This window comes from Desulfovibrio sp. (assembly GCF_014803725.1).
GTDB lineage: Bacteria > Desulfobacterota > Desulfovibrionia > Desulfovibrionales > Desulfovibrionaceae > Desulfovibrio.
Genome location: NZ_JAAVBE010000038.1, coordinates 34148 through 54534, shown reverse-complemented (window position 1 = coordinate 54534; position 20387 = coordinate 34148). Strand labels below are relative to the sequence as shown.

16 protein-coding genes, 1 tRNA gene and 1 pseudogene are annotated in these 20387 nt (G+C 65.1%); 12 read left to right on the top strand and 6 right to left on the bottom strand.

The window, feature by feature from the left end:
- Positions 1 to 198, top strand: a pseudogene (locus HDR50_RS12305) (IS5/IS1182 family transposase); the annotation flags it as partial.
- A gap of 145 nt (positions 199 to 343) precedes the next feature.
- Here the strand turns inward: HDR50_RS12305 and HDR50_RS12300 are convergent.
- Positions 344 to 1681, bottom strand: coding sequence for a M23 family metallopeptidase (locus HDR50_RS12300; RefSeq protein ID WP_291358579.1), 1338 nt, complete (start codon positions 1679 to 1681; stop codon positions 344 to 346).
- 224 nt (positions 1682 to 1905) lie between these two features.
- Between HDR50_RS12300 and HDR50_RS12295 the strand changes: the two genes are divergently transcribed.
- Both HDR50_RS12295 and HDR50_RS12290 read left to right on the top strand, forming a co-directional pair.
- Positions 1906 to 2532 (top strand): protein-L-isoaspartate(D-aspartate) O-methyltransferase, encoded by a 627-nt coding sequence (locus tag HDR50_RS12295; protein ID WP_291358578.1) that lies wholly within the window; start codon positions 1906 to 1908, stop codon positions 2530 to 2532.
- A 40-nt stretch (positions 2533 to 2572) separates the two neighbouring features.
- Entirely contained in the window at positions 2573 to 3493 is a 921-nt protein-coding gene (locus HDR50_RS12290; protein ID WP_291358577.1) for an Mrp/NBP35 family ATP-binding protein, read from the top strand.
- A 382-nt stretch (positions 3494 to 3875) separates the two neighbouring features.
- Here HDR50_RS12290 and HDR50_RS12510 read toward each other — a convergent pair whose 3' ends face one another.
- The 3 genes from HDR50_RS12510 to HDR50_RS12280 all read right to left on the bottom strand — a co-directional run bounded on the left by HDR50_RS12510 (position 3876) and on the right by HDR50_RS12280 (position 5436).
- On the bottom strand, positions 3876 to 4217 hold the full coding sequence (locus HDR50_RS12510; protein WP_365817758.1) for an Arm DNA-binding domain-containing protein: 342 nt from the start codon (positions 4215 to 4217) through the stop codon (positions 3876 to 3878).
- 250 nt (positions 4218 to 4467) lie between these two features.
- Positions 4468 to 4544, bottom strand: a tRNA-Met gene (locus HDR50_RS12285).
- A 94-nt stretch (positions 4545 to 4638) separates the two neighbouring features.
- A complete protein-coding gene (locus HDR50_RS12280; RefSeq protein ID WP_291358576.1) occupies positions 4639 to 5436 on the bottom strand; it encodes an undecaprenyl-diphosphate phosphatase in 798 nt (265 codons plus the stop codon).
- 85 nt (positions 5437 to 5521) lie between these two features.
- On the opposite strand from HDR50_RS12280, the gene HDR50_RS12275 reads away from it, so the two are divergent.
- A complete protein-coding gene (locus HDR50_RS12275; protein WP_291358575.1) occupies positions 5522 to 5728 on the top strand; it encodes a hypothetical protein in 207 nt (68 codons plus the stop codon).
- A gap of 52 nt (positions 5729 to 5780) precedes the next feature.
- Here the strand turns inward: HDR50_RS12275 and metG are convergent, their stop codons facing one another.
- Both metG and ricT read right to left on the bottom strand, forming a co-directional pair.
- Positions 5781 to 7763 (bottom strand): methionine--tRNA ligase, encoded by a 1983-nt coding sequence (gene metG / locus HDR50_RS12270; RefSeq protein ID WP_291358573.1) that lies wholly within the window; start codon positions 7761 to 7763, stop codon positions 5781 to 5783.
- Between the two features lie 10 nt (positions 7764 to 7773).
- Positions 7774 to 8904 carry a regulatory iron-sulfur-containing complex subunit RicT gene (gene ricT / locus HDR50_RS12265; RefSeq protein ID WP_291358571.1) on the bottom strand — a complete coding sequence of 377 codons (1131 nt, stop codon included), beginning with the start codon at positions 8902 to 8904 and terminating at the stop codon, positions 7774 to 7776.
- A 166-nt stretch (positions 8905 to 9070) separates the two neighbouring features.
- Here ricT and HDR50_RS12260 point away from each other — a divergent pair, with 166 nt between their 5' ends.
- The 8 genes from HDR50_RS12260 to HDR50_RS12225 all read left to right on the top strand — a co-directional run bounded on the left by HDR50_RS12260 (position 9071) and on the right by HDR50_RS12225 (position 20241).
- Complete coding sequence (locus tag HDR50_RS12260; RefSeq protein ID WP_291358569.1) at positions 9071 to 9625, top strand: HD domain-containing protein; 555 nt, start codon at positions 9071 to 9073, stop codon at positions 9623 to 9625.
- Between the two features lie 148 nt (positions 9626 to 9773).
- On the top strand, positions 9774 to 11078 hold the full coding sequence (locus tag HDR50_RS12255) for an ATP-dependent 6-phosphofructokinase (RefSeq protein WP_291358567.1): 1305 nt from the start codon (positions 9774 to 9776) through the stop codon (positions 11076 to 11078).
- Positions 11075 to 14362 (top strand): UvrD-helicase domain-containing protein, encoded by a 3288-nt coding sequence (locus HDR50_RS12250; RefSeq protein ID WP_291358566.1) that lies wholly within the window; start codon positions 11075 to 11077, stop codon positions 14360 to 14362. Before HDR50_RS12255 ends, HDR50_RS12250 begins: the two co-directional genes overlap by 4 nt.
- Positions 14359 to 17292 (top strand): PD-(D/E)XK nuclease family protein, encoded by a 2934-nt coding sequence (locus HDR50_RS12245; RefSeq protein ID WP_291358565.1) that lies wholly within the window; start codon positions 14359 to 14361, stop codon positions 17290 to 17292. The genes HDR50_RS12250 and HDR50_RS12245 overlap by 4 nt, the downstream gene beginning before the upstream one ends.
- Before the next feature lie 175 nt (positions 17293 to 17467).
- On the top strand, positions 17468 to 18568 hold the full coding sequence (locus HDR50_RS12240; RefSeq protein WP_291358564.1) for an AI-2E family transporter: 1101 nt from the start codon (positions 17468 to 17470) through the stop codon (positions 18566 to 18568).
- Between the two features lie 11 nt (positions 18569 to 18579).
- Complete coding sequence (locus HDR50_RS12235) at positions 18580 to 19518, top strand: D-alanyl-D-alanine carboxypeptidase family protein (RefSeq protein ID WP_291358563.1); 939 nt, start codon at positions 18580 to 18582, stop codon at positions 19516 to 19518.
- Positions 19519 to 19576: 58 nt separating this feature from the next.
- Complete coding sequence (locus tag HDR50_RS12230) at positions 19577 to 19783, top strand: twin-arginine translocase TatA/TatE family subunit (protein WP_165077507.1); 207 nt, start codon at positions 19577 to 19579, stop codon at positions 19781 to 19783.
- Between the two features lie 26 nt (positions 19784 to 19809).
- The gene (locus HDR50_RS12225; RefSeq protein WP_291358561.1) at positions 19810 to 20241 is read left to right on the top strand and encodes an ACT domain-containing protein; all 432 of its coding nucleotides are present in this window, start codon (positions 19810 to 19812) and stop codon (positions 20239 to 20241) included.
- The last annotated feature ends 146 nt before the right edge of the window (positions 20242 to 20387 follow it).

Genomic DNA, 20387 nt, shown 5'->3' with positions numbered 1-20387 from the left:
GTCATCCCTCCTCGTAAAAGCCGGAAACGTCCACGTCCTTACGATAAATATCTTTATCGACTTCGGCACCTTATTGAAAATGCCTTTTTGGAATTGAAGCGCTGGCGGGGTATCGCCACACGGTATGCGAAAAATACGGCCTCTTTTCTGGCTGCTGTGCATATAAGGTGCATTGCCATTTGGGCTAAAATCAAATGACGGCACTATCTAACCAATTCTTCTCGACCTCGTGCCGTAAGTTTGGCACTCGCGTGGCTGTTTACCTTACTGCCCATCCAGTTTGCTGTTGGTAGCCACTTCCCGCTTTACCGAATTCAAAAAAAGTGAATAACCTGTTGAAACATTACAGCTGGCTCCCAGCGAAAAACTCCGCGCCTATCCGCTCAACGATATTGTCGCGGATCCACTTGGGGTCGATCCATTCCAGTGGTGTGACCTCGACGCCGCCCACGAGGATGCCGAAATGCAGGTGGTCGCCAAAGGCAAGCCCGGTGCTCCCGGTGCGGCCGATGACCTGGCCCTTGTTCACCACTTTGCCCGCCTCGGTGAGTATCTCGCTCAGGTGCGAATAAAGGGACATCACTCCGAGGCCGTGGTCAATGACAATAAGATTGCCGTAGATGCCGAGCTCCGCCGTGAAGATGACGCGGCCGCTGTTGGCGGCCGGGACCTCCGCGTTGCGTACCGAGGCGAGGTCGAAGCCCAGGTGGTAGGACTCGCCCACGAGCTGCCCCTGGTAACGGAAGAAGCGGTGGTCGGCATAGCCGGCGCGCGCGGCGGAACGCGGCAGGCGCAGGAAGGCCCCGCGCCAGAGGATGGCGGCGGCGGTGTCGCGGCTGAGTTCGCGCAGGGTCTGCACATTGGCCGCGCGGACTTCGTTATTGATATACAGGTAGCATTGCAACGGATCGGACGCACCGGGCGCCAGGTGCTTGAGCTTGTTCTCCACGGCCTGCAGGAAGTTGTCCTTGAGGTCGATATTGTCGCTCTTGAACGTGCGCTCAAAGGCCATGACTGACAGGCGGCTCTTGGTGGTATTGCCCGCGAGGTCTGTCGCGGTGATCTCTACAGAATTCTTGTAGTCGCGCGCGGTCATGGTGTAGGGAAACGGGAAAAAGCAGAGATAGCTGCCGTCCTTCTGCAAATAGCCGGGCACGAAATAGCCGGCCACGAGCACGCCGCTGCGGCTGACCTCTTCATCAATGGTATAGCGGATGACTGCCGAGCCGCCGCGGCGCACATTGGGCGGCAGCGTCCTGACCGAGATGCGCGGCGCCTGCGTGTCCAGCCGCATGGGAACGAGCTCGGTGCGGGTATTGCCTTGACCGAAGCCGGCGAGGGAGCCGTCCGTGGCGCGGATCTCCATCTCGAAGGCGCCTTCGCGCAACTGGGCGTCCTTGAGCGGCACACTCACCGTGCGTTCGGGCAGATAGTCGTCAAAATGCCGGTTGAAAATGACATTGAGGACATTGTTCTTGCGGATGCCTACCACCAGCGAGCGGATGCCCGCCGGGTCCTTCATGGTGATCTCAAGGACGGTGGCCGGGGACACACGCCCGGTGGCCGGCGTTATTTGGATGGTGGGGCCGTCCAGATCCTTGAAAAACACATAACCGCCAACGGCCAGCGCGCCAATGACGAGGACCGCCAGCGCCGTGGAAAGGATGCTTGTGGTACGCATCGGCAACTCCTTGCAGCAGGCCTCAATGGTTGCACAGCGGCCTGTTTTTTTCAAGACGGCGTTGCCCGGCGCCCCGGGGCGTGACCGCGCCACGCATTGACTTGCGTGGGAAAATCTGTTCTCACTTCCCGCATATGTACAGTGGCAGACATCCGCACGCGGCCGGCGCGGAAAGGCGTGCCCCACGCGCGACGCAGGTCGACCCCCGGCGGCTGCGGCAGCGCATGGTGGACGGCCTGGCCCGGCAGCTTACGCAGCGCGGGGTGGAGGCGCCGGCCGTGCTTGCGGCCATGAGCTCTGTGCCGCGGCACCTCTTTGTGGAGGAGGCGCTCCGCGCGCATGCGTATGAAGACACGCCCCTGCCCATCGGCTTCGGGCAGACCATCTCGCAGCCGTCCATCGTCGCGCTCATGACCGCCATGCTGGTGCCAGAGCCGGGCATGCGCGTGCTCGAGATCGGCACGGGCTCGGGCTACCAGGCGGCGGTACTGGCCGCCATGGGCTGCACGGTCTTTTCACTTGAGCGCATGCAGGAACTGCACAACGCCACGCGCAGCCTGCTGCACTCGCTGCAAATTTCCGCGGTGCGCACCTATTGCCGCGACGGCACCAGGGGGCTGCCCCTGGCTGCGCCCTTTGAGCGCATCATCGTCACCGCAGGTGGCCCGGAGGTGCCCGCGCCCCTGCTTGACCAGCTCGCCGAGGGGGGTATCCTCGTCATCCCGGTGGGCTCGCGGCCGCGGACGCAACGCCTCCTGCGGGTACGCAAGCACCTCGGGCGCACCGATACTGAAGACCTGGGCCCCGTCATCTTTGTGGACCTTGTGGGCGACCACGGCTGGCGCCCATGAATGCCCCTCGCCTCTAACTTCCAACCAGCAAGGAAATGCCATGTCCTCCTGCTCTTCCTGCCCCTCGGGCGCATCCTGTTCGCATTCCACCTCGCATGGCGGCGACGGCCATTGCAATGACCAGTTCGCCCTCCAGGACAGGCGCATCGCCCAGACCCTCGCCGGTATCCGTCACAAGATCTTCGTCATGAGCGGCAAGGGGGGGGTGGGCAAGAGCTCCGTCACCGTCAATACGGCGGCCGCGCTCGCCGCACGCGGGCACAAGGTCGGCATCCTCGATGTGGACATGCACGGCCCGAGCGTGCCCAACCTGCTCGGGCTCAAGGGCGCGGTGGAGGTCGACCCGGAAACCGGCCTCATGCTGCCGGCCGTGTGCACGGATAACCTCTCGGTCATTTCCATGGATTCCTTTCTTGAGGACAGGGACCAGGCCATCCTCTGGCGCGGCCCCAAGAAAACCTCGGCCATCCGGCAGTTCCTCGCCGATGTCAAATGGGGCGTGCTCGATTACCTGCTCATCGACTCACCTCCCGGCACCGGCGACGAGCACATGACTGTGCTGAAGAGCATCCCCGACGCCCAGTGCGTGGTCGTGACCACGCCGCAGGAGATCTCGCTCGCCGATGTGCGCAAGGCCATCAACTTCCTCCAGTACGCCGATGCGGCCATCCTCGGCATGGTGGAGAACATGAGCGGGCTCGTCTGCCCCAATTGCGGCACCGAGATCGACCTGTTCAAGAAGGGCGGCGGTCGCGAGCTGGCTGAAAGCTGCGGCATCCGCTTCCTGGGCGCCATCCCGCTGGACCCGGCCACGGTGGTGGCCGCCGACCTGGGCGTGCCCGTGGTGAACCTCGAAGGGAGCTCCCCGGCCAAGACGGCCTTCCTCGCGCTCGCGGACGCCATCGCCGAAGCCTGCGACAACAGCCTGGAGGGCTTGTCGGCCCCTGCGGGGAAGAAATAGGTGCCAGCTCTGCCCGATACAGCTACTCGACGTGAAAAAAGGGCGTTGCACCGTCATGGGAACGCCCTTTTTTGTATTAAGGCGTGAATCCAGTCGAAGGAGCGATGGGGGCTGAGACTAAGAACCACCCGCTATGGGGATGCGCGACAGCGGTTATATCCAAAAAACACGCTGCCATTAGGATAGAGGTGTTCAAGCCTATCGTTACCTTTAGGGAAGGTGCTGATATGGGAGCCAATGTATAAGGGGCAGAAATCTTAGGGGCATTTAATGCCCGACCCTGTTTATATGCCAGCTAGTGTCCTCATTTTTCTTTTAATTTTTGAAGTTTTCTGCTATTTTTCCACAAAAAGGCGCAGAAAATGCAAGCTGCTCAGCGTCGTCACCGATATATCTGACAAGGTTTGAGAGCTTTTGGAACCGCACCTTCCATGTCGTGAAGGAACACGAGGTTTTGCAGCCGCGTGGTGACAGTGGTCTTGTGCGCCTCGCTCCAGCGGCGGCCTTGGCACTCTATCCACTCGAATGCCGTTGCGCTGAACGTGGGATTTTGGGTCTTGGCATCAGGCTCCAAGCGCTCGTCCGACTCGAGGAGCGCCATCGCATTGAGCAGCGCAAGCCGCGCGTCACGCAGACTGACGTCAGGATAATGGCCGATGGTATGGGGGCGGTCTTTCCCCTCCTCGCGGTATTTGATGCGCCAGACCTTTGAGCCAGTGGGCAGAACTTCGCGTTAGAGCCCGCCACCGTCAAACACCTTGTAGCGGGGCGCCTTCGGCTTCAGGGCCTTGATGGCTGTATCTGTAAGCGGCATGGGGTAACAGCTCGTGTTCGCTTAAGCTCGTTACCCCGAGTATTGCCCCTATTCCCCCTTCACGGCCAATGACTATAATGACAAGGTGGACAACCAGAGAAGCCATAAATAAAGAAGTCCAAGGCCTTTGAGACGACCTTGGACTTCCTTGACATCATGTTGGTAGCAAGGGAGGGATTTGAACCCCCGACACTGCGGGTATGAACCGCATGCTCTGACCAACTGAGCTACCTTGCCACGAGCGCTCGCTGCGCAACGCACTTTCTACGCGACTTGACCGGGCTTGGCAAGCGATTTTTGCGCGCACCGCCAAGCGCGGCGCTTCCCACCGTCAGCGGACCACGAAATAATACACAAAGGGCGCCAAGGCCAGGCGGTAGATGGCGAAGGGCACGAGGGTCATCTTGCCCACCAGGGCCACGAATGCCTTGACCGCGAGGAGCGCGGAAACGAAGGCCCCCACCATGCCTACGGCGAAAAAGGGGATATCCGCCGCCGTGAACAGGGAAAAGTTCTTGAGCAGGTCGTAGCCTGTCGCCGCCATCATGATGGGCACAGCCGCGATGAAGGAATATTCCGCCGCCAGGGCGCGCCGGGCGCCCAGGATCATGCCGCCCATGATGGTCGCCGCCGAGCGCGAAAAGCCGGGCCACAGCGCAAGGCACTGAAAGCAGCCGATGCCGAGTGCCATGCGGGGTGTGAGCTCGTCGAGGCTCACGCAGGTTGGACGCTCGTGCCGCCGCTCCACGAGGATCATGCAGATGGCGCCCACGACCAGGGCCGCGAGCACGGTTGACGGCCGGAACAGGTAATGCTTGATGAAGGAATGGAGCAGGAGCCCGGCCACGCAGGCGGGCAGGGACGTGAGAAAGAGCAGCCACAGGCCGCGCGGTCCGGCAAAACGCACATAGGGTTGCGGCCGCACGAGCCCCACAAAGCGCTTCCAGTAGAGGACGACCACGGCCATGATGGCGCCGAGCTGGATGACCACCTCGAACGTCGCCGCCTTTTCCCCGGTGAAATGGAGCAGGTCGCCCACGAGGATGAGGTGGCCGGAGGAAGAGACGGGAAGGAACTCCGTGAGGCCTTCCACAATGCTCAAGATGAGCGATGTCAAAAGATCGTCCATATGATCCTGGCCCGGAGGAGCGAATCAGGCACGCGGCCTTGCCACGGGCGGGGCACGTGCCTATGGTTTACAAAAAGGGGCTGCCATGCCGACCATCATCCATCACAGTGAACTGGTGCGCCGAGCCCTCGTCTATCTCGATGAGGAACGGAGCCGCTGCCCGGACAAACAGGTGGAAATCCTGCTGGATGAAGCGGGCATGCGCTTCAACCTCTCCCCGGCGGAAGCGCTGGATCTGGCGCGCATCTTCCGCACGGCATCCTGCGGTGCCAAGCCGGAAGACCGCGCCTAAAATCCCCCTCGTAGGGCCGCGCCCCGGGCTGGCCCCGTGACGCCGCGCCACGCTAGGAGATGGGGCTCCCGGCCGGAACGACCTCATCAGGTGTCAGGAGGCGGCAGCAATCGCCCTCGCCCGCGGTCAGCACCATGCCGCACGACATGAGCCCGCGGATCTTGCGCGGCGCAAGGTTGAGGACCGCGCACACCTGGCGCCCGGCAAGCGCTTCCGGCGCATAATATTCCGCAATGCCGGAAAGTATCTGCCGCGGCTCGCCTTCGCCAAAATCAATGAGCAGGCGCAGGAGGCGGTCGGCCTGGGGATGGCGCTCGGCGCTGACCACCGTCCCCACGCGCAGGTCAAGGCTCTTGAAGCTGTCAAAACTGATTTCGGGCAATGGGCTCGTCGCGGCCGCATCCGCCTTCTTTTTTTCATCCTTTGCTTGAACTTTTTTCGTTTTCTCCTGGCACCCTGACTTCTTGACGGCCTGTTCCTCCGCGAGGGCGGCAATATCTATCCGCGGGAAAAGATTGGACGCCGGCGCGGCCTTGGCGCCTACCCTGAGCCCGGAGAGGCTGGCCGTTTCCGCCGCGAGGTCGCGCGTGGGGGGCGTGCCGTCGGCCGGAACCTCCTCGCCGAGCTGGGCGAGCATGGCGCCCGCGGCCTTGGGCATGACGGGCCAGAGGCAGAGGGCGATCTTGCGCATGCAGGCGAGCAGGATGTGGAGCACGCTTGAAAGCCGCTCCTGCTGGCCTTCTTTGGCGAGGGTCCAGGGCGCCTGGCTGTCCACATACTTGTTGAGCGCGCGCACCAGCTCCCACAGGGCTTCCAGGGCTTGCGCGAAGCGCACGTTGCGGAAGAGCTGGAGATAATTTTCCATGACCGAGGCGCAGAGTTCTTCAATGGCGCGATCCGCGTCAGTGTGCACGGTGCCTGCGGGTATCTGGCTGTCACAGTACTTGGCGGTCATGGAAAGAACGCGGCTGAAGAGATTGCCGAGGTCATTGGCGAGATCAGCATTGATGCGCCCCACCAGCGCCTCTTCGCTGAAGCTGGCGTCAGAGCCGAAGTGCATCTCGCGCAGGAGGAAATAGCGGAAGGCGTCGAGCCCGTAGCGCTGGCCCAGGTCGAGCGGGTCCACCACATTGCCCAGCGATTTCGACATCTTGGTGTCGCGCACGAGCCAATAGCCATGCACGTTGAGGTGACGGTAAAGGGGCAGCCCGGCTGCCTTGAGCATGGTGGGCCAGAAAACGGCATGCGGCTTCAGGATGTCCTTGGCGACAAGGTGCTCTCCGGGCCAGTAGCGGGCATAGTCCGCCCCACCTGGCCAGCCAAGAGCGCTGATATAGTTGATGAGCGCGTCGAACCACACATAGCAGACATAGTTGCGGTCAAAGGGCAGTTCGATGCCCCAAGTGAGGCGCGTCTTTGGGCGCGAGATGCAGAGGTCTTCCAGCGCGCCGGACTCCAGCATGGCGAGTACTTCGCCGCGGTAGCGCTCGGGCCGGATGAAGTCCGGGTTGGCGAGGATATATTCCCGCAGCCAGGGCAGATACTTGGACATGCGGAAAAAGTAGTTCTTCTCGCTGATGAATTCCGGCTTGGTGAGGTGCTGCGGGCAGAGGCCGTTTTCCAGCTCCTTTTCCGTATAGAAGCGCTCGCAGCCGTAGCAGTAATGCCCCCCGAACTCGCCGAAATAGATGTCGCCCGCGTCGTAGACCTTTTGCAAAAAGTCCTGCACCGCGGCCTTGTGCTGCTCGTCCGTGGTGCGCACAAAGCGGTCATTGGCGATGCCAAGGCGCGGCCAGAGCGCGCGGAAGCGGCCGCTGATCTCGTCCACGAACTGCCGCGGGGTCAGGCCACGCTTTTCCGCGGCCTGCACAATCTTGTCGCCATGCTCGTCCGTGCCGGTGAGAAAGAGCGTATCCTCGCCGAGACAACGGTGGAAACGCGCCATGGCGTCCGCCACGATGGTCGTATACGCATGCCCCAAGTGGGGATTGGCGTTGACGTAATAAATGGGCGTGGTGATATAGAAGGTCTTCACATGGGCTCCATCATGCTTTGCCGCCCGGGTGGCGTGCATCTTTGGGGGCGGCGGCGCCCCGTCCGGCACCATGCGGCCGGCCGCCGGGGCGTGCGCCAGCGGCGGCATGCGCAGGGTGGTGTCTGCGGCCTCGCCGTTGCGGGGCGCGCTCCAAGGCGGGATTGACGCCCGGTTCCTCCGTTTCTGCATCCAGGCTGAGGTCAGCGTCGTCCGCTTCGGGCGCCGCTGAAGCGGGCTCGCTGTCGCGCCCGGTCTCGCGCGAATGCGGGGGCGCCGGCTCCCGCCGCCCCTTTTCGCCGGGATGCCTGGGTTCGGGGGCCGGCGCCGGCGCGGCGTCCGGGCGCCGTGGGTCGAGCTCCTGCCATTCTTCAAGTGTCAGTTCAACTTCTTCGTTCTCTTCGGTGAGCACAGAGAGCGAATTGCGGAACATATTGGCCCGCAAAACCTTGAGCGGGCCCCGCGAGGTGAGGTACTTCTTGCCGGGGCGCGGGGAATTGCGATGGAAGCGCTCATAATTCTCCTGCTCGTAGGAGAGGCAGCAAAGAAGGCGCCCGCAGATGCCGGAGATTTTGGCGGGATTGAGAAACAGGTTCTGCTCCTTGGCCATGCGGATGGTCACGGGGGCGAACTTGCGCAGATAGCGCCGGCAGCAGCAGACCATGCCGCAATTGCCCACGGCGCCGAGCATCTGCGTTTCATGGCGCACGCCGATCTGCCGAAGCTCGATGCGCGCCCGGTATTCGCGCACGAGGTCCTTGACGAGCTCGCGAAAGTCGATGCGCACCGGCGCGGTGAAATAGAAAATGAACTTGCTGCGGTCGAAAAAAATCTCCACGTCCACGAGCTTCATGTCCAGCCGTCGCTCGCGGATGCGCTCCTTGCAAAAGCGCATGGCCTCGCGGGCAAGCGCCTCGTTGCGGCGCCCGGTTTCCTTGTCCTCGGCGTTGGCCATACGCAGGATGACGGGCAGATCCGCCTCGGAGGAGCCGGGCAGGGACGCGATGGGGCCGGAAACGACCTCCCCGAGGGCCGAGCCCTGGTCGGCTTCGACGAGCACCTGGTCGCCGGGCTTGCAGCCATCCGGCGCGGAATAGTACTCCGTCTGGCCGAGCGCGTGGTAGCGAATACCGAATATGGACATTTTCCGATGTGGCTAGAGCAGTTGCGGGTGCCGGCAGCCCATGGGGCGCCGGGTCTTGTCGGCTATGTTTCGGCCATATCGCGGCGCCTGTCAACACCGGGGGGCTGCGCCGCACTTGTCAACGGCCGGGCGGTGCCGTAAACTACCCTATTCAAGCGAGGGCATCATGATCAAAAGAAGTGAAGCTCTGGAACTTTTGGCGCAGCAGGGGCTCAGCCCGGCGCTGCTCCAACATTCGCTCGCCTCGGAAGCGGTGCTCCGCGCGCTGGCGCGCCATTTCGGCGAGGACGAAGAACTGTGGGCGCTGACCGGGCTGCTCCACGATGTGGATTATCCCGCAACGGCCGAACAGCCGGAGCGGCACGGCCTTGACGGGGCGGAGCTTCTGGCCGGCAAGCTCCCCGAGCCCTGCCTTGCCGCCATCCGCGCCCACAATGGCGAAATGACGGGCTGCGCGCCCAAAAGCCGCCTCGACTATGCCCTGCGCTGCGGCGAGACCGTCACCGGCCTCATCAGCGCGGCGGCGCGGATGCGGCCCACAGGCCTTGACGGCATGGAGCCCAAAAGCATCAAGAAAAAGATGAAGGACAAGGCCTTCGCGGCCTCGGTCAACCGCGACAATATCCGCCAGTGCGCCGATGCCGGCCTTGAGCTGGACGCCTTTTTGGCGCTCGCCATCGCCGCCATGGCCGCACAGGCGGCCGAGGGGGCGACGGACTAGGAGAGATTTCCGGCGCAGCGCCCAAGAAGTCTGGCTCCCGATTTTTGCCCAATACACAAGGGCTGGGCGCCTGCCGGCGCAGGCCCAAAATCTTAAGGTTTTACTTCAAAAAAACAAAAACTCAGCGTCAGGATGTGCGAGGAACACCATGGAAAAATGCGCGCTGGACACGGCCATTTCCACCCTGGGCCCCTGCAAGCTGGAATCGCATCTTCCCTACCGCACCTGGGCCGACAATAAAAAGATCCAGGTGGTCATCGACGGCGAACTGGGCGACGGCTCCACCGAGCCCTGCCGCGCCTCCTTCGAGGCGGCGGGCCCGAGGCAGAAGCTCTATTTTGACTCGTCGCGCGCCAAGTGCGCCATCGTCACCTGCGGCGGACTCTGCCCTGGCATCAACGATGTCATCCGCGCCATCGTCATGGAGGCGCACCACGCCTACCATGTGCCGTCCATCCTCGGCATCCGCTACGGGCTGGAGGGCTTCATACCCAAGTACGGCCACGCGCCCATGGAGCTCACGCCGTCGCGGGTGGCCGACATCCACCTCTTCGGGGGCACCATCCTCGGCTCCTCGCGCGGGCCGCAGCCCGCGGACCAGATCGTGGACACCCTTGAGCGCAGCAATGTCAACGCCCTTTTCGTCATCGGCGGCGACGGCACCATGAAGGCCGCCATGGCCATCAGCGCCGAAGTGCGCCAGCGCGGGCTCAAGATCTCGGTCATCGGCATCCCCAAGACCATTGACAACGACATCAACTACATCCCGCAGTCCTTCGGCTTCGAGACAGCGGTGTGCAAAGCCACGGAAGCCATCGAGTGCGCCCATACAGAAGCCTGCGGCACGCCCAACGGCATCGGCCTTGTCAAGCTCATGGGCCGCGAATCCGGCTTCATCGCCGCCCAGGCTACCCTTGCCCTCAAGGAAGTGAACTTCGTGCTTATCCCCGAGGCGCCCTTCTCCCTCGAAGGGCCCGGCGGGCTGCTCCCGGCCGTGGAGGAGCGCCTGCGCGACCGCGGGCACTGTGTCATCGTCACCGCCGAGGGCGCGGGCCAGCACCTGCTCGCACACCACACCGAAACCGACGCCTCCGGCAACCGCGTGCTCGGCAATGTGGCCGACCTTTTGAAAATGGAGATCTCGCGCTACCTGAAGGAACACAAGCTGCCCCATTCCATCAAGTATATCGACCCGAGCTACATCATCCGCTCGGTGCCGGCCCAGGCCGCCGACAAGGTGTATTGCGGCTTCCTCGGGCAATATGCCGTGCATGCCGCCATGGCCGGCCGCACGGACATGGTGGTGGCCAAGATCCAGGAGCGGTATGTCCACCTGCCGCTCCAACTGGTGACGCGCACAAGGCGCCGCCTGAACATCTATTCCGACCTCTGGCGCGCCGTGCTGGAATCCACCGGCCAGGGGATGCTCAAGGGCATGCTGCCGCCCGCATGAAGAAAGCCCAAGAGCCCGGCCTGTGCCGGATACAGGCCTCCGCCGGCTCCGGGAAGACCTGGGAGCTGACGCGGCGTTTTCTTGAGCGGCTGGCCGCTTGCGGGCCGGACGGCGGGCGCGCTTCCGCGTCCTGTGCGCTTGCGCCCGAAACGGGCCACAGCTGGCGCGACATCATCGCCGTCACTTTCACCAATGCCGCCGCCGCGGAAATGCGCGAGCGCGTGCTCAGGCGCCTCAAGGAGGCGGCGCTCGGCGCTCCCGACGAGGGCGTGCCCTTCGCCCCCGAGGAGGCGCGCCGCTGGGTGGACGCCATTCTGCGCGATATGAGCGCCCTCAATATCCGCACCATCGACAGCCTGCTCCACCTTATCGTCCGCTCTTCGGCCCTCGACCTGGGGCTGGCCCCGGATTTCGAGCCGGTCTTCGCCACCGAGGAAGCGCTCACGCCGTATTATGACCTCGTGCTCGACCGCGCCTGGCGCGATGACCCGGCCATGCGCGGGCTTTTGCGCTCCGCCTGTCGGGCGCTCGCCAACCGCGAGGACAGCAAGGGCTTTCTCGTGGGCGAAAAGCTGCGCCAGCAGCTCAGGCTCGTCATTGACGATGTGTTGCGCGGCCACCTCGACGGGGTAGCCGGGGAAGATGAAATTAAAGAAAAACTTGAACTTTCTGAAAAAAATGTCCGTTCCTTGGCGCGCCAACTGCTTGCCGTGGCTGAAGAAATTGGCATCGAATGGAAAAAGGAGCCCTTGCGCATCGTTTCGGCCATCGCCGACGGCGACCTGAGCAAATGCGAGCTCAAGACGGCCGTGGCCACAGAGCCCGAAAAATTCTTCAAGGGCAAGGTCCCCGCTGCGCTCGTGGCCCCGCACTCGCAATTCACGCAAGCGGCGCTCCGCTGCCGCGAGGCCCGCGCCGTCCTGCTGCCGGCGCTTCGGCGCGCGCCCTTCGTGCGTCTCGCGCAGACGCTCGTGGCTGCCTTCTTCCTCAACCGGGAACAGGAAGGCGGCATCCCGGGCATCCTCATCCCCCGCTGGGCCGCCGAATCCCTTTCGGGCGACCATGGCGTTTCTGACGCGCTCTGCCGGCTCGGCTCCCGGCTCACGCATTTTCTGGTGGATGAATTTCAGGACACGAGCCGCGAGCAGTGGGAGACCCTGCGGCCCCTGGTGGCCGACGCCCTCGCCCGCGGGGGCTCGCTGACGTGGGTCGGGGACATCAAGCAATCCATCTACAGCTGGCGCGGCGGCGACCCGACCCTGTTCAACGCCGTCCTGGAAGATACGGAGCTCACGCGCCTCACCGCGTCCGGCACAGAGAGCCTGCCCTATAACCGCCGCAGCCGGGAACAGATCGTCGCCCACAACAACAGCCTTTTTGCCCCCTTGGGGGAGATGGACTGCGCGCGCGACATCCTGGAACTGCTGCTTCCCAAGCTGGCCAAGGAGCAGCTTGACACGGGTGCCCGACGCCTGGCTGAAGCCTTTGCCGGGGCGGAACAGGAATGCCCCGCCGGGGCCGGTGGTGGCTTTGTGCATGTGGAGCGCATCGAGGCCGACCTCTCGGACGAGCTCGACGAGGCCGTGCTTTCCCGGTTGTGCAAGCTGCTGAAGGACGACATCCTCCCACGGCGCCCGCTTTCCGACATCCTCGTGCTCGTGCGCAGCAACGAGAAAGGGCGTCTCGTGGCCGAAGCGCTGGCGCGCGAGGGCATCCCGGTCATCACGGAGAACAGCCTTTTGCTCGCCGAGCATCCGCTCATCACCCAACTGGTCGCCTTTCTTGATTTTCTGGATGCCCCCGAGGACGACATCGCCTTCTGGACAGTGCTCACGGGCTCGCTCGTGCTGGGGCACCCTTTGGCCGGCGGCCTAACGGTGGAAGAACTCCACGACTGGTGCGCGCAAAAAGAGCCAAGCCCGCTCTTCCAGCGCTTCCGCCGGGCGTGGCCCCGCATCTGGGAGCAGCTGTTCGCGCCCTTCCATGCGCAATCGGCCCTGCTCACGCCCTATGACGCAACGCGGGAGTGGATGCTGCGCCTTGAGGCGGAGGCGCGCTTCCCCGGGGAGCGCACTTTTTTGCGCCGCTTTCTCGAAGTGCTGCAAAACGCGGAGGAAAAGGGCCTTGCCTCGCTCGGTGCCTTTCTCGAGCACTGGCGCAGCCGCGGCGGCGAGGAGAAAGCCCCCATGCCCGGCGGCATGGACGCCGTGCGCGTCATGACCATCCACAAGGCCAAGGGGCTCGCGGCGCCCTGCGTCATGGTGCCGTGGACGAGCTTCGCCGGCCGGCCCTCGGAATATACCGATGTCATCGAGTACGAGGGGCTGAGGCTGGCCGTGCCCGGCGGCAAGACAAGCGGGGCGCACCACGAGGAATACCTTGCGGCGCAGGCCTGCGAAAGCCTGAACCTGCTCTATGTGGCCTTCACCCGCGCCCGGGACGAGCTCCATATTTTCCGCACGAGCACGCCGGGCCTTGAAAAAATCTCCAAACTCGGGAGCGCGCTGGACGAGCTTTGGGCCCGAGCGGGGCTTGAGCCGCCCTTCGACCTCGGCGAGCCGGGCTTTGCCATGGTGGAGGAACGGGCAGCGGACAGCGCCGAAGCTCCTCCTGCCGCTTGTGAGGCCCCCTTGGCCTCGCCGGCGCCCCCCGTGAGCGAGGCAGACGAAGCCGGCGAAAGCTGGCGCCCCATGCAGTGGCTGCCGCGGCTGAAGATCTTTCGCAATCCGCTTTCCTCCGTGGTCTTCCGGCCCGAAGACCGGGGCACCCTGCTCCACCTCTGCCTTGAACGGCTCGCCTGCTCCGGCCACCCCCGGCAGGATGCCGAGGCCGCGGTGACAGCCGCCCTGGCGGCCAGCGAGGCGCCGGTGCCGCAGGAGGCCGCCTTCAGAGCCGGTCTTGTGGACGCGCTTGCGTGGTTCGCGGCCGAACCGCGGGCAGCCGGCTGGCTCGCGCACGGGCGGCCGGAGCAACCGCTGATGACGGCCGACGGCCGGCTCTTGCGGGTGGACCTTCTCGTGCGCGAACCATGGGGAACGCTCGTCATCGATTACAAGAGCGGCCAGCCGGCCCCGGAGCATGCGCGCCAGGTGCGCAACTATATGGAAAATCTGGCCGCGGAGCCCGAGAGCGGCGAGACCCTGGGCCTGCTCGTCTACCTTGACCTTCAGCGCTTCCAGCTCGTGACGGCCGATACGCTCTCGGAACTTGTGCCCGAATGCGGGAGCCTCCTGCCCCCGGCGGCGCCCGGCGCCGCATCCACAAGCCCGGAGGGCCGCCCATGAGCGCGCAGCCCTTTCTCATCTTTCCGTGGCAGCGGCCCTTCCTCCCCGACCTTGTGGACACGGTGGAAAAGCTCACGCACGGCCAGCCTGGCAAGGCCCTCATCGTGGTGCCGCACCAGCGGCCGTGGCGCTATATCGTGCGCATCTTTGAGGAGCGCGGCTACGCCGGGCTGCTGCCCAAGACCGTCGCCTTCAGCGAGCTCGTGGCCCTGTGGCGGGCGCGTGCGCAGGGCGCGGCGAAAATGGCCGCCAACCCGCTGGATCAGGGGGCATTGCTCCACCAATGCGTGCGCGGCCTCGCGCGGGAGGATGCGGCCCTTGAAGCGCGCTTCGCGAAGATGGACATGGCCCGCTTTCTCCCTTGGGGGCTGCGCCTCGCATCCCTGCTGGAAGAACTCTTTATCCAAGGGGTGGAGCCAGCCGACCTCGCCCATCTTGAAGGCGAGGTCACGGCGCCGGCGGCCGCCCTGCTCGGCGCCCTTGGCCGCATCAGCCGGGCCTGGCGCGCGGCACTCGAAGAACGCGGCTGGACCACCCCGGGCCTTGAGCAATTTTTGGCGGCCCGGGGCGCGGCACGCATCCCGCCGCTGCTCCAGCCGGCCGCGGAACGGCCCGTGTTCATCGCCGGCTTCTCCGTACTCAGCGGCACGGAAGAGACCCTGCTCCGCGCCCTGTGGCGCGCCGGGGCCCATGTCTGCCTGCATACCGACCCGACCGTGCTTGAGGGCGCCCCGCATTGGGCCTGTGCGGAACAGGGCGCGTGGCTGCGGCGCTGGCATGCGCGGGCCGAGCCCGCTGTGCCGCTGACCGAAGCGGAGGCCGGCCACGAGCCGCGCCGGGAGTTCTTCGCCGGCTATGACCTTCATTCCCAACTGGAGGCCCTGGCCCATGACCTCCGCCACACGGGGGGCGGCTCCACGGCGGTGGTGTTGACGGACAGCGCACTGCTGCTGCCCGTGCTCCATCACCTGCCGGAAAAGGATGTCAATGTTTCCATGGGCTATCCGCTGGCACGCTCGCCGCTTTTCCGCCTGCTGGACGCCCTCTTCACGCTGGAGGAAGGCCGCGCCGAAGACGGTCGCTGCTACTGGCGCTCGCTCCTGCATGTGCTCAGGCATCCGTATCTCAACATGCTTGAGACGCGCGCGTCTGACGGCGAGGTCTTTGCCCTGCGCGACGGCCTGCGCCGTATGGAGGCCCTCGTCCGCACCGGGAGCCGCTATGTGGATCTTCCGGCCTGCCTCGAAGAGTGCCGGCAGCAGTTGCCCGCAACGCTGGCCGCGCTCCTGACCGAATGCCTTGAAACCACTGTCGGCGCCCTGCATGAGGCCGATACCACGGCCGGCCTTGCGGCGTGGCTCGGCGGCATCCATGGCTTTTTGCTCGCCTATGGGGGAGATGTGTGGCGGCGCTTTCCGCTGGATGCCGAGGCGCTGTTCCGGCTCATGCGCCACGTGGCGCCCGAGCTCGCGCACAATGCCCTCGCCGGCGAGGTCTTTCCGCCGGCCCTGCTCTACGGCATTGCCCGGCAATTGCTGGAGCGCGAGCGCATCCCCTTTGAGGCCGACCCGCTGGTGGGCGTGCAGGTGCTCGGCATGCTGGAAACGCGCCTCTTGCATTTCGACCGCGTTTTTGTGGTGGACGCCACGGACGATGTGCTGCCCGGCAATCCCGCACAGGATCCGCTCCTGCCGGATTCGCTGCGCGCCGTGCTCGGCCTGCCGGACGCGCGGCGCCGCGAGCGCGTGGCGGCCTATACCCTGCACCGCCTGTGCGCCAGCGCCCGCGAGGCCCATTTTTACTGGCAGGAAGGCGTGAGCCATTCCGCGCTTTTTGACGGCAAGAAGCTGCGCAGCCGCTTTGTGGAGGGTTTTCTCTGGCAGGCGGAGCAGGAGCGCGGCGCGCTGCTCACGCCCGGCACGGCGCCCCTGCGCGCGGCAGCCTGCGAGGTGCGCCAAAGCCCGGCCGAGCCAGTCTCCCTCGCACGGACACCCGGGCTCGACGCGGCCATGAAAGCCTTTTTGCGGGGGACGCTCTCGGCCACCAGGCTCGATGCGTATCTCGACTGCCCCCTGCGCTTCGTATGGGAGACCCTGTGCCGCCTCAAGCCCCGGCAGGAGGTGAACGAGGGCGATGACCCCGCCGCCGTGGGCACCTGTCTGCACGCGGCCCTGCGCGCCCTGTATGGCCCGTGGCTCGGCAAGACGGTCAGGAAAGGCGACATCACCGGGGCGCAGGCCCTCGCCTGTTTTCAGGAGGCCATGGCCCAGGCCGGCCTGCGCCGGCTGCTCCCGGCAGATGCCTGCCTCATGCTCGAAGCCTCCGTGCCCGTGCGCCTGCAAAAATTTTTGGAGCACCAGCCCGAAGAGACCCAAATCGTTGCCCTGGAGCGGCGCATCGACGCCGATCTCATCCTCGCCGGGCGCCCCTACGCCTTTACCGGCATCATCGACCGCCTCGACCGGCGCGACGGCCTCCTCCATGTGCTCGATTACAAGACCGGCGGCATCAAGCGCCACGACCCCGGCCTCTGGACGGACAGCCCCTTCTTCGCCCGGGCGGCCGAGCTTTGCGCGCGGGTGGACAGCGCGGGCGGGGCGCCTGATGCGGAGACCATGGCCGAACTCGACGGCGCTTTTGAAGCCCTGCGCGAACGGCTGCCGAGCATGCAGCTCCCGGCCTATGTGGCCCTGCTGGAGGCCCGCGAGGGCGACGCCGTGGGCGATGCGGCCCTCGTGGAGCTGCGCTTTCAGGGCAAGGAACATCCCCTCTTCGGGCCCCTGCTGGACGACGAACTCGCCAGCGCTCGCGCCGACTGCAAGCTCGCGCTGGCGCTCCTGCTCAGGCACATGGAGCACGCGCCGCGCTTCGATGCACGCCCGGATGCGCACTGCCGCTGGTGCCCGTATGCGCCGCTCTGCGCCTCCTGACGCCATGCTCCCCTTTTGCGGGACCAAAGACTTGGCAGACCGGGCCAAGGCTGGTAGATAGTTCCATTCCCGAAGGAAACTGCGACCCGGGGCCGCGGCCCTCACGAGGGCGCCGCCCTTTGCGTCGGCCCAGGCGCATTTTACCGCCGCTCCTTCTGCTTTCCAAGGAATGCCCATGACCTTTCCGCTGCCGCGTCTCCTCTATCTGCTGGCTGCGCTGGCGCTCTACCTCCTGCTGTGGCCCAACCCCATCACCATCTTCATGGCGGCCTGCCTCTCGTGCCTGACAGTGCCCCTTTACCGGCGCCTCAGGCAGGGCACGGGCGCCTGGCGCATGAACCTTGAGCATGGCATGCCGGATTCGCGCTGGCGCAGGTTCCTGCTGGCGCTTTCGAGCTTTGTGCCCCTCGGCGGCTATGTGGCCGTCATCCTCTCCGCGCTCATCGCGCCCATCGCGGTGCTCGCGCTGCTCGTGTCGCCGCAGGCGGTGGCCGGGCTCGCGCGCCTGCGGGAGCTTCAGGCCAACAATTTCCAGCTTCCCCCCAACTGGCTGGAATACATCCATGCCGTGCGCCGCAGCCTTGCGGAATATCCGAGCATCGAAAAGGCGCTCAATGACGTGGTGGACAACCTCGACACCATGTTCAGCGATGCGGTGGGCATGCTCGTGAGCCGGAGTTTCGGCTTTCTCGGGGGCACCATGACCGTGTTGTGGACGGCCTTCCTCTTCCTCACGCTGACGGTGCTGTTCACCGTCTATTCGCGCCGCATCCGCAAGGTGACGTGCCGCATTTTCCACATCCCCCAGGAATTGCTTGGCCGCTTCATAACGGCCATCTACCGCGCCCTCAAGGCCATCATGCTGGGCATCGTGCTGGTGGCGCTGGCGCAGGGCGCCCTCTGCGGCGTGGGCTTCGCCGTGGCCGGCGTCAACCAGCCCGCGTTCTGGGGCATGCTGGCGACGCTCGTGGCGCCCATCCCCATGGTGGGCACGGCGCTGGTGTGGGGGCCTCTCTGCATTTCACTGTGGTTCAGCGGCAAGTCCATGGCGGCCGTTGGCCTGGCGCTCTGGGGCATCGTGGCGGTGGCCGGGGTGGACAATGTGCTCAGGCCCTTCTTTCTGCGCCAGGGCATCAACGCGCCCTTCCTCGTGCTCATCCTCGCCATCCTCTGCGGGCTCTCCGCCTTCGGGGCCGTGGGCCTCATCGCCGGGCCCGTGCTCCTGGCCTTTGCCATGCAGTCCGTGGAAGAAGCCAACCGTTATTACCGGCCCTAGGCCGAGGGATCATGCGACGGTATCCTGCCCGCCTTTCCGCCACCTGCCTCTTCTGGCTCCTGTCGCTGCTCGGCCTCCTGCTGCCCGCCGCGGGGCTTGCCGCCACGGTGCCCGCGCGTTCGGCCATCCTCGTCAACATGGATACCGGCCGCGTGCTCTATGAGAAAAATGCCGACAGCCCCATACCTCCGGCCTCGCTCACCAAGATCATGACCATGTATCTCGCGCTCGACGCCGTGAAGGCGCGCCGGCTGCGGCTGGACACCAAGGTGCGCGTGCCGGCGGCGGCCGCGTCGGTAGGCGGCTCCTCCATGCACCTTCAGGCCGGGGACACTGTGCCGCTCGTGCGGCTTCTGGCGGGCATGGCGGTGGTTTCGGGCAATGACGCCGCCATGACCGTGGCCGGCCGCGTTGGCGGCGATACGCGCACCTTCGTGCGGCAGATGAATGGCCGGGCGCGCAGCCTCGGGCTCAGCCGCACCACCTTCAAAAATCCCACCGGCCTCCCCGCCGCAGGGCAGAAAACCAGCGCCCGCGACATGATGCGGCTCTGCCAGGCCTACCTCAAGGCGCATCCTTCGGCCATGCGCTTCCACGGCATGCGCAATTTCCTGCACCGCGGGCTCCCCCTGCGCAACACCAATGCGCTGCTCGGCACCATGAACGGGGTCAACGGGCTCAAGACCGGCTGGACGGTGGCCTCGGGCTACAATCTCGTGGTCACGGCACAACGCGGCAAGACCCGGCTGCTCGCCGTGGTGCTCGGCGCGGGCAACAAGGAGCAGCGGGACGCCGCGGCGCGCCAGATACTTGAGGCCGGCTTCAGCGCGCCCCGTGACCCGAAAAAAGTTCAGGCCGCCCTCGCGGGCACGCGCCTTGCCTCTGCCGCGCCCGCGGGCCGCGCCAAAAGCCGCGCGCCGCGCAAGGGCACCTTGACCTCGGCCCGCTGACCCCGTATGGTTTGTGGAAGGCTGGCCACATACCGCAAACACCGCCGGAGGCTTCCGCATGTTCAGCATCGGCCCCAACCAGATCCTGCTCATCCTGCTCATCGTGCTCCTGATTTTCGGCGCCAAGAAGCTGCCCGAAATCGGCGGGGGACTGGGCCGGGCCATCAGGAATTTCCGCCGCGCCTCGTCCGAGCCCGATGAGATCGACATCACCGCGCAGGAAAAGAAAAGCCCCGCCGGCCACGACGACAGTCACAAGGCCTGAACCCGCAAGCCCTGAAAGGACGCGCCATGAAGGCCGAGCAACTGTCTGTTTTTCTTGAGAACCGCGCCGGGCGCCTCGCCGAGGTCATCCACACCCTGGCCGAGGCCGGCATCAACATCCGTGCGCTGTCGCTGGCCGACACCTCGGATTTCGGCATCCTGCGGATGATCGTCTGCGACCATGAGAAGGCCAAACAAGTCCTCAAAGAAAAGGGCTTCACGCTCGGGCGCACGAGCGTTGTGGCCGTGGAGGTGCCGGACGAGCCCGGCGGCCTCGACAGCGTGCTCCAGCTCGTCTCAAAGAACGGCATCAATGTGGAATACATGTATGCCTTCATCCAGCGGGAGCACGGCCGGGCGGTGATGATTTTCCGCTTCGACAAGGTGGACGAGGCGGTGGAGCTTTTGAGCCGCCACAAGTTCGCCATCATCCCGGCCGCCCAGCTCTGCCGCTTCTGAACGCCGCCCCCCGCATCGGGGGAAAGACTTCGCCAAAGGGTGTTTTGCCGTCTTAAACAGCAAAACACCCTTTTTTCGTGCGTGAACAGCCTTTGCCCGGTACTCTTCTGGAATGAATCCCCCTGCCGCGCGTGAAGCCGGGCCTG

Coding starts and splice junctions, on each gene's coding strand:
- HDR50_RS12225 (WP_291358561.1), top strand. CDS start 19,810: ATGAAGGCCGAGCAACTGTCTGTTTTTCTTGAGAACCGCGCCGGGCGC.
- HDR50_RS12275 (WP_291358575.1), top strand. CDS start 5,522: ATGCCGACCATCATCCATCACAGTGAACTGGTGCGCCGAGCCCTCGTC.
- HDR50_RS12250 (WP_291358566.1), top strand. CDS start 11,075: ATGAAGAAAGCCCAAGAGCCCGGCCTGTGCCGGATACAGGCCTCCGCC.
- HDR50_RS12280 (WP_291358576.1), bottom strand. CDS start 5,436: ATGGACGATCTTTTGACATCGCTCATCTTGAGCATTGTGGAAGGCCTC.
- HDR50_RS12255 (WP_291358567.1), top strand. CDS start 9,774: ATGGAAAAATGCGCGCTGGACACGGCCATTTCCACCCTGGGCCCCTGC.
- HDR50_RS12290 (WP_291358577.1), top strand. CDS start 2,573: ATGTCCTCCTGCTCTTCCTGCCCCTCGGGCGCATCCTGTTCGCATTCC.
- ricT (WP_291358571.1), bottom strand. CDS start 8,904: ATGTCCATATTCGGTATTCGCTACCACGCGCTCGGCCAGACGGAGTAC.
- HDR50_RS12230 (WP_165077507.1), top strand. CDS start 19,577: ATGTTCAGCATCGGCCCCAACCAGATCCTGCTCATCCTGCTCATCGTG.
- HDR50_RS12300 (WP_291358579.1), bottom strand. CDS start 1,681: ATGCGTACCACAAGCATCCTTTCCACGGCGCTGGCGGTCCTCGTCATT.
- HDR50_RS12260 (WP_291358569.1), top strand. CDS start 9,071: ATGATCAAAAGAAGTGAAGCTCTGGAACTTTTGGCGCAGCAGGGGCTC.
- HDR50_RS12245 (WP_291358565.1), top strand. CDS start 14,359: ATGAGCGCGCAGCCCTTTCTCATCTTTCCGTGGCAGCGGCCCTTCCTC.
- HDR50_RS12240 (WP_291358564.1), top strand. CDS start 17,468: ATGACCTTTCCGCTGCCGCGTCTCCTCTATCTGCTGGCTGCGCTGGCG.
- HDR50_RS12235 (WP_291358563.1), top strand. CDS start 18,580: ATGCGACGGTATCCTGCCCGCCTTTCCGCCACCTGCCTCTTCTGGCTC.
- HDR50_RS12295 (WP_291358578.1), top strand. CDS start 1,906: ATGGTGGACGGCCTGGCCCGGCAGCTTACGCAGCGCGGGGTGGAGGCG.